The following is a 12,370-nucleotide window of genomic DNA, read 5'->3' on the forward strand; positions in this document are numbered from 1 at the left end:
TAACTCGACCCGTCGCGCCAAGGGTTCCGGGGCCTTTCGTCTCCCTGCACCACCTAACTCCAATGGAACCCCCGGTGACCAGATTCTCCTAATGCACGAATCCGCCTGATGGATGCTTAGCGCCCCATTGACGGTTATAGTGAAATTTTAGTATCGGTCAAATCGCATCGGATCATTCATCTCACGCAAGCGAAAGGAACGCCAGATCATGCCGCAGGGAAAAGTATTGGTCGCGCAGGGAGGGGGGCCCACCGCCGTCATCAATCAATCGATGGCTGGAGTTGTCCTCGAAGCCCGCAAATTCCGCAACGTCGAACGGGTCTATGGCGCCTATCACGGGGTGTCCGGCATCCTCAAGGAGGAGTTCCTCGACCTCACTCAGGAAACCAGCCATAACATCGAAATGGTGGCCTCCACCCCCTCTTCGGCATTGGGCTCGACGCGCGACAAACCCGACCTCAAGTACTGCCACGAGATTTTCGAAGTACTCCGGGCGCACGGGATCGGCTATTTTTTCTACATCGGCGGCAACGACTCTTCGGACACGGTCCGCATCGTCAGCGAAGAAGCCCGGCGCGCCAACTATTCACTGCGCTGCATCCATATCCCGAAGACCATCGACAACGACCTGGTCGGCAATGACCACACGCCGGGATTCCCGTCGGCGGCCCGCTTTGTCGCCCAGGCCTTCATGGGCGCGAATCTCGACAACGCCGCCCTTCCCGGCGTCTATCTGGCGGTGGTGATGGGACGGCATGCCGGCTTTCTGACCGCCGCCTCCGCGCTAGGCAAGAAATTCCCGGATGACGGCCCGCATCTGATCTACCTGCCGGAGCGCGTCTTCAACGTCGGGAAGTTCCTCAGCGACGTGAAAGCGACATATGACAAATTCGGCCGCTGCGTGATAGCCGCCTCGGAAGGCATCCATGATGAACAGGGAACGCCGATCATCACGCAGCTGAGCAGCCACGTCGAGCGGGATGCCCATGGCAACATCCAACTCTCCGGCACCGGAGCGCTGGCCGACCTGCTCTGCGACGAGATCAAGAGCAAGCTCGGCATCAAGCGGGTACGGGGCGACACCTTCGGCTATCTGCAGCGCTCGTTCATGGGCTGCGTATCCGATGTCGATCAGCGCGAGGCGCGCGAAGTCGGCGAAAAAGCCGTCCAATACGCCATGTGGGGCGAACGCGACGGCTCGGTGGCGATCAGGCGAACCGGCTTCTATTCGGTCGATTACCAGTTGGTGCCGCTTGAAACCGTGGCCGGGAAAACCCGAACCATGGAAGACGAATTCATCGCCGCCAGCGGCACCGACGTCACCGACTCCTTCCGCCTCTATCTGCGCCCCCTGCTCGGTTCGGGCATGCCCGACGCGTACCGGTTGCGGCTCAACACGGTCGACAAGATTCTGCGACCGGAAAAATAGAACCGTCAGGAAAGAGCGATTGATTCCGGGCCCGATGGCCCGCTATCAATCGCCGAAACAGATCCCCAGGTCCCTGCCGGTCTGTACCGTATCGCTGTCCAGGGGCACACCTTTCATCCGGCCGGCAACCTCTTCCAGCGCCACGTAGTTCACGTTGGGAAAGCCCAGTGCAACCATGATCCCGGATTGCCCCTCATCGAGCGCCCGCACGGCCGCGGTACCGAAGCGCATGGCGGCCAAACGGTCGAATGAAGTGGGGCTGCCGCCACGCAACAGATGGCCGAGGACCACCACTCGAACATCCTTCCCGCTGCGGTCGGCAAGAACCCTGGCGATGCGGTCGCCGACTCCGCCCAGCCGCTCAGCGTGACCGATCTCCGCCGGGGCGAGAATTTCCCGATGTCCGTGTATCGGTTCGGCGCCTTCGGCGACCACCACAAGCGAGTACATGCGCCCTTCGCCGTCGCGCGCACCGATCTTCGCCGCGACCTTGTCCACGTCGAAAGGAATCTCGGGAATCAACACGGCGTGCGCGCCGCCGGAAATCCCGGCATGCAAGGCGATCCATCCAGCATAGCGGCCCATGACCTCGACCACCATTACGCGCTGATGGCTTTCGGCGGTGCTATGCAGGCGGTCAAGACACTCGGTGGCAAAGGCAACGGCCGAATCGAAGCCGAAGGTGGTGAAGGTCTTGTCCAAGTCATTGTCGATGGTCTTGGGCACACCCACCACCCGCAAGCCCTTCTGGTGCAATGCATGGGCTATGGTGAGTGATCCGTCGCCACCGATCGAAATCAGCGCATCGATTTCCTTGCGGGCAAAGAATTCCAGGATCTCATTTGTGCGATCCGTGTCTCGCATCGTCCCGTCCGGCATTTTCAGCGGGAAATGCAGGGGGTTGCCCTTGTTGGTGGTGCCGAGGATGGTCCCACCCAAGTGAGCTATGCCGCGGACGCTATCCCGCGTGAGGCGCACCACTCCCCCGTCGGGATAGCGCTCCGGAAACAGGATGCCATTGAATCCATCGTGGATGCCGTAACATTCCCAGCCCCGATTTGCCGCAGCAATGGCCGCGGCGCGAATGACGGCATTCAGCCCGGGGGCGTCGCCGCCGCCTGTGCATACTGCGATGCGTCGGATATGGCTGGTCATGGATACCTCCGCAATTGAATGGATTCTTCAGGATCGATCAGGAGAGTGCCGCGAACACCGTACCCCGGATCGAATCAAGCGAACCGATCCCGGAAACCCTGCGATGCTTCGGCGCACCCTTGGCGCCCGAGTCGGACCATTTCGAGTAGTACTCGATCAGCGGCCGGGTCTGGCTATGATAAATGGCAAGGCGCTTCCTGACCGTTTCTTCCTTGTCGTCGTCACGCTGGATCAATGCTTCACCCGTGACATCATCCCTACCCTCGACCTTGGGGGGATTGAACACCACGTGATAAGTGCGGCCCGATCCCGGATGCACCCGTCGCCCACTCATGCGACGGATGATTTCGTCATCACTGACGTCGATTTCCAGTACGAAATCCAGTTCAACACCCTGTGTGCGCAAGGCTTCGGCCTGGGGAAGCGTGCGGGGAAAACCGTCCAGCAGAAAGCCCTTGGCGCAATCAGGCTGTTTCAGTCGTTCGGTGATCAGGCCAAGAATGATGTCGTCGGATACCAGGCCGCCGGCATCCATGACCTTCTTCGCCGCGAGGCCCATTGCCGATCCTGCCTTGACGGCGGCGCGCAGCATGTCGCCGGTGGAAATCTGCGGAATCCCGTACTTTTCCGTAATGAACGCCGCCTGAGTTCCCTTGCCTGCGCCTGGGCCACCCAACAGGATCAATTTCATAATTAATTCCCTCGCAATTAATATCTATATGTTTTAGCAGTGTTTTTATAACTTTTCCATTGCCAAAACTTACTCTGAATCTTTCGCTGCGTCAAACAATCGGCGAACCCGCTCAAGGTCCTCGGGCGTATCGACGCCCGCTGCCGGGGCACGATCGACGCCGACTACCTGAATCGGATAGCCGTGCCAAAGCACGCGCAATTGTTCGAGCGATTCGCAGCGTTCCAGCGGCGACACCGCGAGTTGCCCATAGCGGCGCAGGAAGCTTACGCGATAGGCATACAAGCCGACATGGCGCTGCGCTGGCAGGTTGGCGGGCAACAGTTCTGGCTTCACGGCCAACCGGTCCCTGTCCCATGGAATCGGCGCACGGCTAAAGTACAGAGCGCGCCCACGCGCATCGCAGACCACCTTGACCACGTTCGGATTGAAGTAGTCCTCCATCACGGTCAATGGATGGCAAGCCGTTGCCATCACGGCATCAGGATCGTCAAGCAACGCGCCAGCGACCGCTTCGATCAAGGCAGGGTCCAGCAACGGTTCGTCACCCTGAACATTGACCACGACATCTGCATCACCCCACCCGAGTTGCCCGGCTACTTCGGCTATTCGATCGGTTCCACTGGGATGATCGGCCCGGGTCATGACGACCTCGTAACCGTGCTGACGCACGACATCGGCAATGCGCTGGTCATCGGTAGCAACCCATACACCAAGCGCCGCCGCGCGACATGCCGCCGCGGCAACGCGCACAATCATCGGCCGACCTGCAATGTCGGCCAACGGCTTTCCAGGCAACCGCGAAGACGCAAACCGGGCCGGGATGACGATGCGAAAGCCGGGCATGACGGCGACTCTGTCGCGTCAAACGCCCGAGCCGGCAGGCGCGGGACGGTGACCAGAATCCATCAAACCTCTTCCGGTCCGAGTTGGCGCGCTTCGTCTTCCAGCATCACGGGTATGTCGTCGACGACCGGATAGGCCAGGCGACAGCCCTTGCAGACAAGCTCGGCGGCTGGCTTGCGATTCTCCAATGGCCCCTTGCAGACGGGACATACGAGTATTTCAAGCAGACGAACATCCATTGAGCTTCTCCAGGACAAATTCAGCAAGATCCGGGCTGACTTCCGCCGCCACGGGCAGGACCCAGACCGGCAGCGGCAGGGAAAGACGCGCCAATTTTACGGCATCCTTTTCCGTCGTAAGCAGAACACCGCCGGCGAAAGCGAGTTCGTCGACACCATATTGGTAATGATCGGGAAAGGCGTGCTCGACGACATCGAGTCCCATCGCGCGCAGGGTGTCGAAAAACCGCTGCGGCGCACCGATTCCCGCCACCGCATGCAATTCCGCGCCCGCCAGATCGGCCGCATCGCAGGTCGTTCGCGGGTCGTTGAGGCGGGAAAAATATCTGCCCTGCAATCGCATCGAAAACACCGGACGTCCGAGAGTCGGCGCTGGCGACACGGCGTTTCCGTTCAGCACCAGACCATCGATCCGCGCCAGGCGCGTCAGTGGCTCGCGTAACGGTCCCGCCGGCAGGCACCAGCCGTTCATGACACCACGCTCGTCGAAGACGGCCAGTTCAAGATCGCGCTTCAAGCGGTAATGTTGCAATCCGTCATCGCAAAGAACCACGTCGCAATCAGGATGCGCGGCAAGGAGCGCGATCGCCGCCGCCGTGCGATCCCGCCCGACAAATACCGGGCAGCCTGTGCTGCGAGCCAGCATCACGGGTTCGTCGCCGACCACGGCCGGATCGCTGCCGGCCGTCACCGCGGCGACCCGCCGTGTGGTGCCGCGATAGCCCCGACTGACTATCCCGGGACATCGGCCCCGAGCTCGCAACGCCGATGCAAGATGAATCACCAGCGGCGTCTTGCCGCTGCCGCCCACTGTGAGGTTGCCGATCACCACTACCGGTACCGACACACCTCGACTGGCGATCAGGCCGATGCGATACGCGACCTGGCGCAGGGCGACCAAGGCGCGAAAAACCAGCGATATGGGAAACAGCAGGCAGGCCAGCGGGCCGCGCTGCCGCCAGACGGCGATCAGCCCTCCAGGCTCAGCGCTGCGCCTGTTGCGTGGCAAAGGAAATGTGCGACAGCCCGGCCTGTTGTGCCGCCTGCATGACATCGATCACGCTCTGGTGAGCAGCCTTGGCGTCGGCGTTGATGATAACTACCGGTTCCTTGCCCGCACCGACCGACCGCTTCATCGCCGCCGCGATGGACTGGATGTCGCGTCCACCGATTGGCGCCTTGTTGACGGTGATCTCGCCGGCGGCGGTCACCGCCACATTGATTTCGTTGGGTTGTTCCTTGCTCTGCGGTGCGTCAGCCGTTGGCAGGTTGATTTCAAGTCCGGAAAATTTCGAGTACGTGGTCGTGATCATGAGAAAGATCAGGATGACCAGAAGCACGTCGATCATCGGAATCAGGTTGATCTCGAGCTCTTCACGGTGGCGTCCGCGCTGGAAATTCATCGTGTCCTCCCCCTACTTGCGCTCGCCGTGCATGACTTCGACCAGTTTCACCGCTTCCTGCTCCATTTCGATCAGGAAACCATCGACCTGTGCCCGGAAGTGGCGGTGGAAGATCATGCTCGGAATGGCGATGATCAGGCCAAAACCGGTGTTGTAAAGCGCCACCGAGATGCCATGCGCCAAAGCCTGCGGGTTGGTACCCGAGGACGTTGGCGAACCGAAGATCTCGATCATCCCGACCACGGTGCCGAACAAGCCCATCAAGGGTGCGATCGAGGCAATCGTGCCCAGCGTCGTCAGAAAACGCTCGAGCTCGTGGGCCACGCCCCGGCCTGCTTCCTCGATCGCCTCTTTCATGATCTCGCGGGAAGTCCGCGCGTTGCGCATGCCCGCGGAAAGGACTTTGCCGAGCGGAGAATGCGCCTCGAGCCGGGTCAGCTGCGCTTCCGAAATGCCGCTCTGGCGAAACTCGGCAACCGTGGCTTGCAGCAATCCGGCGGGAACGATCTTGAGGCGCCGCAGCGCAACCGCCCGCTCGATGATCAAGGCCACGGCGATGACGGAGGCGAACAACAAGGGCCAGATGGGCCAACCCGCAGCCTGAATGATTGAAAACACGAGGACAGCTCCGGTAAGCGGAAAGCGCGAACTTTAGCCGGAGTGGACCGATTCGGCAATACAACCCGGAAGGCAGCAGACGCGCCCGGGCCCGCTACCAAAAATCTTTCCGGTTCGTTCATGGATCGCGCGACCGATTTCGATCAGGATGTATCGCACCGGCGATTATCCACAAATTCTGTGGATAAACCTGTGCACCATTTGCGTCGCGCCTCGCCAATCAGGGCATGGCGACACCGCGACCATTTTTAGATCAGGGTCGGCTTGATCCATGGACCGCTTCCGGAACGCCCTGTTTCCTTTTTCCCGTCGGCGTCCTTCAGACAGAAATCGTGCCCGGAAATAGCAGCGAACCGTTGTGATGTAGAATTTTTTTCGCGCCCCTTGCGTTTCCGGAATCCTACCGTCCATGCTCGATCCATCGATTGTCCTCAGTGTCAGCGAGCTGAACCGCCTGGTGCGCCGAACACTGGAACAAGGGTTTCCATTGTTGTGGGTCACTGGTGAAATATCCAACCTTACCCGCGCCGCCTCAGGTCACGTCTACTTCTCGATAAAGGACGATTCGGCGCAGGCACGTTGCGTGATGTTCCGCGCGCGCGCGATGGCCATTCCATGGAAACTGGAAAACGGATTGCAGGTCGAGGCGCGGGCGACGGTCTCCCTGTACGAGCCTCGCGGTGAATTCCAGCTAAGTATCGAAACACTGCGCCAGGCTGGACTCGGGCGCCTTTTCGAGGCCTTTGCGCGCCTCAAGGCCCGGTTGGCAGGCGAAGGCTTGTTTGCGGCGGAAAGGAAGCGCGAACTGCCGCGGTTCCCGCGGCGCATCGGAATCGTCAGTTCGCCGAAAGCCGCGGCCCTGCGCGACGTACTGGTCACGCTGCGACGACGCGCGCCCCACCTTCAGGTAATTCTGTATCCGACGCTGGTGCAGGGTGACAAGGCCGCGGCGGAAATCGCCCAAGCGATCGCCGTGGCCGCTAGGCGGAATGAGTGCGACTTGCTCCTGATCGTGCGTGGTGGCGGCAGCATCGAGGATCTTTGGGCGTTCAACGAAGAAGTCGTGGCCAGGGCGATTCTGGCGAGTGCGTTGCCGACCGTATGCGGCGTCGGACATGAAACAGATACCACCATCGCCGACTACGTCGCCGATCTTCGCGCAGCAACACCTACGGCCGCTGCGGAACTGGCCACCCGGGGATGGCATGACGCCGCCGGTCTACTGGCTGAACGGGGCGGAACCCTCGCGCGTGCGATGCAGTCCCGGATTGTCGTCCAGCAACAGCGGCTGGATCAGATCTCCTTGCATCTGATCCACCCGGCCGTTCACCTGAACCAGTCTCATAGTCGCCTGACGCTGCTTTCCTCTCTGCTCGATGCCTCATTGGCGCGCCATCTGGGCAGGTATCGGGAACGCCTGAATCGAGCCGTCCGCATTTTCGAGCGCGTTCGCCCTCGCACCGATAGACATAACGGACGGCTTGGGCTTCTCGCGCAGCGCCTTGCGGCAGCGGCGCGCCACCAGCAGCAGCGACGCCACATCCGGCTGGGCAGCCTCGCCGCCGCACTCAGGCAGTTGGACCCGGAAGCCACGCTTGCCCGCGGTTACTCCATAGTTCGTGACCGGAACGGCGCCCTGATAACCGACGGCGCGAGCCTGCACCCGGGCCAGGTTGTCAGCCTGCAACTTGCCCGCGGCAGCGCAGAAGCGAGCATCGTTAGTGCGGCGTCCGCAGTACGACCAATTGCCACCTGAATTATTCCTGACTATAATAGTCAACTTTAAAGCCCTCTACCCTCACGCAACAGGAGAATCGCCATGGAACACACGCTCCCTCCCCTGCCGTATGCAATGGATGCACTTGCTCCGCACATGTCAAAGGAAACCTTTGAATACCACTATGCCAAGCACCATCAGGCCTATGCGACCAATCTGAACAACCTGATCAAGGGCACCGAATACGAAGCCCTCGGTCTCGAAGAAATTATCAAGAAAGCGCCTGCCGGCGGAATTTTCAACAACTCGGCCCAAGTCTGGAACCACAGCTTTTTCTGGAACAGCATGAAAGTCGGCGGTGGCGGCACGGCAACCGGCGCCCTGGGCGAAGCGATCAACAAGAAATGGGGAAGCTTCGACGATTTCAAGAAAGCCTTCCAGGCTTCCGCCGTCGGCAATTTTGGGTCGGGCTGGACCTGGCTGGTGAAAAAGCCGGACGGCTCAGTCGACATCGTGAATACTTCGGGTGCCGGCACGCCGTTAAACACGGAAAACAAGGCCCTGCTCACGGTCGACGTCTGGGAACACGCCTATTACATCGACTACCGCAATGCCCGCCCCAAATTCGTCGAAACTTTCCTGAACTCCCTGGCCAACTGGGATTTCGCGTCGAAGAATTTCGGCTGACCCTTGCCCGACTGCCGGCGAATTGCCGGCTTGGCCAAAGGGCGCCGACTGGCGCCCTTCTCTTCTATCCGGGTAGTCCGCGTGGAATCCAGAATCAGCGAGCTCGAAATAAAACTCGGCCTGGCGGAGGACCATCTCGAGGCGTTGAATCGCACCGTCTTTCGCCAGCAGCAGCAGATCGACATCCTTCAGGCGCAGATCCGCGAACTGGCCAAACTGATGCATTCAGCTGAGTTGGGCGAACCGCGTAATCCGGCTGAAGAGATCCCCCCCCACTACTGAAACGACTGAAATCTGTCGCCGCCTTGTATCGACAACGCAAACCCGCACCAGGCACTATCAACGGCCGGACGGCGCCTTGCCGATCCCCATTATCGTGGCACCGGCGCCAAGACCACGGTTCTTGAACCAGCCAAGGTTCATTTCCAGCGCATACCGTGCTGGTTGCACCGCGCAATGGTTGTCCTCCGTTCGCGGCTGCATGTCCTCGACGTTGATGATCTTGCCGCCTTCATCAAGAAATGCCACCGAAAGTGGCACCAGGGTGTTGCGCATCCACATGCAGTGCTTCGAGACTTCGGCAAACACGAACAGCATTCCTCGTTGCGGAGGCATGATGGTACGCAGCATCATTCCGACCTGGCGGCTCTCGGGCGTGGCGGCCACCTCGGCTTCGATACGATGCATCCCCGCAGATAGTTCGACGATTGGCAATTGCGGCTGCTGCGCCACTCCCGGCATTGACATTGCCACCAAGCTGACGAAAAAGATGCTTCGCAACATAATGATGTTCCCCATGGGCGATCCTGTGGCGAGAGCGCCGTTCAACGCGGTGACGCGCAGACGCGCGCAGGCAATACTATTCGATGATCGCCCGGAATCCTGCACACGATTCATGTGAAAAGGACGAAAAAAATGGCAGGTCTCCCTGCCATTTTTTTCCCGAGACGGGAATTACTTGGCTGCGTCGGCTTTCTTGGCCTTCTTGGCTTTCTTGGCCTTCTTGGCCTTGCCTTCCATGCCCGACATGCCGGCCATGCCCTTCTGACCCTCCATGCCGCTCATACCGGCCATGCCCTTCTGGGCAGCGGGAGCCGCAGCCGGAGCGGCGGCGGGGGCAGCGGCAGCCGGAGCAGCAGCCGGAGCGGCCTTCGGCGCGTCGGCAGCAAAAGCGGAAGTGGCGATCAGGCCGGCAAACAGGGTGACGAGAAGCTTGTTCATGGATTTTCCTTAAATTTGTATTTGGGTTGAGTGCTATTAACACCACGATTAAATGAGGCGTCACGAGCTTTAACGCGGTGCTTCCCCTGTGGTTGACCTGGGATTGCAAGTTCCCGCCACTGCCCGGGAGCAAGCCCCTCCAGGGTCCAGTCACCTACTGCCCAGCGAATCAGCCTTAGCGTCGGGAAACCGACGCGTGCGGTCATGCGCCGGACTTGGCGGTTCTTGCCTTCGCGCAATACCAGTTGCAACCAGCTGGTCGGAATCGAAGCGCGGATCCGAATCGGCGGATTGCGTTCCCAAAGACCCTCCGGTTCGGCAACGCGGCACGCCTCGCAGGGGCTAGTCACGAAATCAGCCAAGTCGACGCCGGTAGCCAGAGCACGCAGAGCGTCGTCCGTAACCAGGCCCTCGACTTGCGCCCAATATGTCTTTGCAAGCTTGTGTCGGGGATCGGAGATCCTTGCCTGCATTGCACCGTCGTCTGTCAACACCACCAAACCTTCGGAATCGGCATCCAGACGGCCTGCGGCATACACGCCAGGAACAGGAACGTAGTCCGCCAATGTCGGACGTCCCGCCGTATCGCTGAACTGGGTCAGGACACCACAAGGTTTGTTGAAGAGTATCAGGCGGGTCAAACGGACCGGTCGTCGCGGTAGATATTGCAGAAGCGCATGGCTTCGGGGTAGGGGAAGAAATCCTGCATCGCCCCCTCGCGGACCTTTTGCTGGGTGTTTTGCCAGAACTCGGCGTCGAACAGGTCCGCATGATGGCGCATGAAGGCGTCGCGAATCCTGTCCGAAACCAGAAGAAAGGTTTCAAACTCTTCCGGAAAAACGTCCAGTCGCGACACCGAGTACCAGACATCTCCAGACATCTCCGCCTCGAAATTGGGTGGTGGCGGGATGCGTCTGAACTTGCAGTCCGTCATGAACTCGATTTCATCGTAATCGTAGAACACCACCCGACCGTACCGGGTAACACCGAAATTCTTCCACAACAGGTCGCCAGGAAAGATGTTGGCAATCGCGAGTTCGCGGATCGCATTGCCATACTCGAAAACCGCATGCTCCACCAGATCATCGCGGCCTGCCTTCTCGGCTTTTTCGAGGTACAGATTCAGTGGTTCCATCCGCCTTTCAATATAAAGGTGCCGGATTATCAGATCGTCGCCATCCTCCTCGATGAGCGATGCCACCTCACGGTACAACTCGTCGATCAGTTCCCTGGAAAACCGGGCGCGTGGAAGCGCGACCTTTGAGAACTCAAGCGTATCGGCCATCCGCCCGACGCGATCCACCTGCTTCACCAATTGGTACTTGCGCCGCACCGTATCGTGGTCAACTTCCTTGGAACTGCCAAATACGTCCTTGATGACCTTGAATACATAGGGATACGAAGGTAGCGTGAATACCAACATGACCAATCCGCGGATCCCCGGCGCGACGATGAACTGATCAGCCGAATGATGCAGGTGGAAGATCAGGTCACGAAAGAACATGGTCTTGCCCTGCTTGCCCAATCCCAGCATGGTGTATAGCTCTGAGCGCGGCTTGTTGGGCATGATCGACCGCAAGAACTGCACATAGCTGGACGGCACGTCCATGTCGACCATGAAATAGGCCCGAGAAAGAGAAAAGAGCACGCCAATGCGCCAGGCGTCGAGGATGATGGTGTCGAGATAGAGCTTGCCATCCGCCGAGTGCAGCACGGGGACGGTGAATGGATACTCGAATGCACCGTTTACTGCCTTGCCGATCACGTAGGCGCCCTTGTTGCGATAAAAGGCCGAGTTGAGTACCTGTATCTGCAGGTTGGCCTCTCGCGCCGGTACTGATCCTAGATGAGTTCCGATGCTGCGCAGGATGAGTTCCACGTCGCGATCAAGATCTGCAAACTCGCGCGCCCAGCCGAAATCGACAAACAACTGGCGGATCGATGCGCGAAATCCAACCTGGTTGGGGTAATAGCACCGATAGGTGGGCGGATCCGATCCGATGTACTCGGTCGAAACTGCCGGCCGGACAAAAATGAAATCATTGTGAAAGTAGGTGCGGTGCAATATCTGGCAGAACACCGAATTGAAGAAGGTTTCCGCAAGCTCGGGCTGCTTGTGGTTGGTCAGCAGTCCTATGAACTGGAGCTTTGCCTGTTGCCAGACGATGTCGCTCAAGCTGTCCGCATTGAACTCGCCATGAAGTCTTTCGGTGGTTTCCTTAACGCGATCGTCATAGAACTGTATGCGATCGCGCACGGCCTGCTGCACCTCCTGCCAGCGCGCCTGTTCAAATCGCTGCTTTGCCAGTGCTGAACTCTCGCGGAACAGGCGATAGTGCTTGTCGAAACCATCCACCAGCACAG

Annotated in this window: 14 protein-coding genes and 1 pseudogene; 4 read left to right on the forward strand and 11 right to left on the reverse strand. The window is 59.7% G+C overall.

All coding sequences use genetic code 11. From position 1 onward, the window contains the following. Positions 1–208 precede the first annotated feature (208 nt). Entirely contained in the window at positions 209–1,429 is a 1,221-nt protein-coding gene (locus tag J0M27_RS14310; protein WP_294992959.1) for a 6-phosphofructokinase, read from the forward strand. Between the two features lie 45 nt (positions 1,430–1,474). On the opposite strand, the gene J0M27_RS14315 is transcribed toward J0M27_RS14310, so the two are convergent. The 7 genes from J0M27_RS14315 to J0M27_RS14345 all read right to left on the reverse strand — a co-directional run bounded on the left by J0M27_RS14315 (position 1,475) and on the right by J0M27_RS14345 (position 6,381). Then, positions 1,475–2,584 carry an ATP-dependent 6-phosphofructokinase gene (locus J0M27_RS14315; protein WP_294992962.1) on the reverse strand — a complete coding sequence of 370 codons (1,110 nt, stop codon included), beginning with the start codon at positions 2,582–2,584 and terminating at the stop codon, positions 1,475–1,477. 37 nt (positions 2,585–2,621) lie between these two features. Then, on the reverse strand, positions 2,622–3,275 hold the full coding sequence (gene adk, locus J0M27_RS14320) for an adenylate kinase (protein WP_294992964.1): 654 nt from the start codon (positions 3,273–3,275) through the stop codon (positions 2,622–2,624). A 69-nt stretch (positions 3,276–3,344) separates the two neighbouring features. After that, positions 3,345–4,121 carry a 3-deoxy-manno-octulosonate cytidylyltransferase gene (kdsB, locus tag J0M27_RS14325; protein ID WP_294992967.1) on the reverse strand — a complete coding sequence of 259 codons (777 nt, stop codon included), beginning with the start codon at positions 4,119–4,121 and terminating at the stop codon, positions 3,345–3,347. Positions 4,122–4,183: 62 nt separating this feature from the next. Further along, positions 4,184–4,360, reverse strand: coding sequence for a Trm112 family protein (locus J0M27_RS14330; RefSeq protein ID WP_294992969.1), 177 nt, complete (start codon positions 4,358–4,360; stop codon positions 4,184–4,186). Continuing rightward, positions 4,341–5,369, reverse strand: a complete 1,029-nt coding sequence (gene lpxK / locus J0M27_RS14335) for a tetraacyldisaccharide 4'-kinase (RefSeq protein WP_294992972.1) — start codon at positions 5,367–5,369, stop codon at positions 4,341–4,343. The genes J0M27_RS14330 and lpxK overlap by 20 nt, the downstream gene beginning before the upstream one ends. Further along, on the reverse strand, positions 5,344–5,763 hold the full coding sequence (locus J0M27_RS14340; RefSeq protein WP_294992974.1) for a biopolymer transporter ExbD: 420 nt from the start codon (positions 5,761–5,763) through the stop codon (positions 5,344–5,346). The genes lpxK and J0M27_RS14340 overlap by 26 nt, the downstream gene beginning before the upstream one ends. Before the next feature lie 12 nt (positions 5,764–5,775). Further along, positions 5,776–6,381 (reverse strand): MotA/TolQ/ExbB proton channel family protein, encoded by a 606-nt coding sequence (locus J0M27_RS14345; RefSeq protein ID WP_294992977.1) that lies wholly within the window; start codon positions 6,379–6,381, stop codon positions 5,776–5,778. 409 nt (positions 6,382–6,790) lie between these two features. On the opposite strand from J0M27_RS14345, the gene xseA reads away from it, so the two are divergent. From xseA to J0M27_RS14360, 3 genes are all read left to right on the forward strand, one after another. Then, positions 6,791–8,137 carry an exodeoxyribonuclease VII large subunit gene (gene xseA, locus J0M27_RS14350; protein ID WP_294992980.1) on the forward strand — a complete coding sequence of 449 codons (1,347 nt, stop codon included), beginning with the start codon at positions 6,791–6,793 and terminating at the stop codon, positions 8,135–8,137. 63 nt (positions 8,138–8,200) lie between these two features. Further along, positions 8,201–8,785: a Fe-Mn family superoxide dismutase gene (locus J0M27_RS14355; protein WP_294992983.1), complete on the forward strand. Its 585-nt coding sequence runs from the start codon at positions 8,201–8,203 to the stop codon at positions 8,783–8,785. An 81-nt stretch (positions 8,786–8,866) separates the two neighbouring features. Next, positions 8,867–9,067: a SlyX family protein gene (locus tag J0M27_RS14360; protein WP_294992986.1), complete on the forward strand. Its 201-nt coding sequence runs from the start codon at positions 8,867–8,869 to the stop codon at positions 9,065–9,067. 57 nt (positions 9,068–9,124) lie between these two features. On the opposite strand, the gene J0M27_RS14365 is transcribed toward J0M27_RS14360, so the two are convergent. The 4 genes and pseudogenes from J0M27_RS14365 to aceK all read right to left on the reverse strand — a co-directional run bounded on the left by J0M27_RS14365 (position 9,125) and on the right by aceK (position 12,368). Continuing rightward, positions 9,125–9,583: a DUF192 domain-containing protein gene (locus tag J0M27_RS14365; protein ID WP_294992989.1), complete on the reverse strand. Its 459-nt coding sequence runs from the start codon at positions 9,581–9,583 to the stop codon at positions 9,125–9,127. A 156-nt stretch (positions 9,584–9,739) separates the two neighbouring features. Then, complete coding sequence (locus tag J0M27_RS14370; protein WP_294992992.1) at positions 9,740–10,006, reverse strand: hypothetical protein; 267 nt, start codon at positions 10,004–10,006, stop codon at positions 9,740–9,742. Positions 10,007–10,107: 101 nt separating this feature from the next. Continuing rightward, positions 10,108–10,647, reverse strand: a pseudogene (locus tag J0M27_RS14375) (pseudouridine synthase); the annotation flags it as partial. Further along, positions 10,644–12,368, reverse strand: a complete 1,725-nt coding sequence (gene aceK / locus J0M27_RS14380) for a bifunctional isocitrate dehydrogenase kinase/phosphatase (RefSeq protein ID WP_294992995.1) — start codon at positions 12,366–12,368, stop codon at positions 10,644–10,646. The pseudogene J0M27_RS14375 and the gene aceK, both read right to left, overlap by 4 nt. Positions 12,369–12,370 lie beyond the last annotated feature (2 nt).

The organism is Sulfuritalea sp. (assembly GCF_017302275.1).
Lineage (GTDB): Bacteria > Pseudomonadota > Gammaproteobacteria > Burkholderiales > Rhodocyclaceae > Sulfuritalea.

Bases quoted from the DNA above. Each gene is read 5' to 3' on its own strand.
- J0M27_RS14355 (WP_294992983.1), top strand. From the start codon at position 8,201: ATGGAACACACGCTCCCTCCCCTGCCGTATGCAATGGATGCACTTGCT.
- adk (WP_294992964.1), bottom strand. From the start codon at position 3,275: ATGAAATTGATCCTGTTGGGTGGCCCAGGCGCAGGCAAGGGAACTCAG.
- J0M27_RS14365 (WP_294992989.1), bottom strand. From the start codon at position 9,583: ATGGGGAACATCATTATGTTGCGAAGCATCTTTTTCGTCAGCTTGGTG.
- J0M27_RS14330 (WP_294992969.1), bottom strand. From the start codon at position 4,360: ATGGATGTTCGTCTGCTTGAAATACTCGTATGTCCCGTCTGCAAGGGG.
- xseA (WP_294992980.1), top strand. From the start codon at position 6,791: ATGCTCGATCCATCGATTGTCCTCAGTGTCAGCGAGCTGAACCGCCTG.
- J0M27_RS14310 (WP_294992959.1), top strand. From the start codon at position 209: ATGCCGCAGGGAAAAGTATTGGTCGCGCAGGGAGGGGGGCCCACCGCC.
- kdsB (WP_294992967.1), bottom strand. From the start codon at position 4,121: ATGCCCGGCTTTCGCATCGTCATCCCGGCCCGGTTTGCGTCTTCGCGG.
- J0M27_RS14340 (WP_294992974.1), bottom strand. From the start codon at position 5,763: ATGAATTTCCAGCGCGGACGCCACCGTGAAGAGCTCGAGATCAACCTG.
- J0M27_RS14315 (WP_294992962.1), bottom strand. From the start codon at position 2,584: ATGACCAGCCATATCCGACGCATCGCAGTATGCACAGGCGGCGGCGAC.
- J0M27_RS14370 (WP_294992992.1), bottom strand. From the start codon at position 10,006: ATGAACAAGCTTCTCGTCACCCTGTTTGCCGGCCTGATCGCCACTTCC.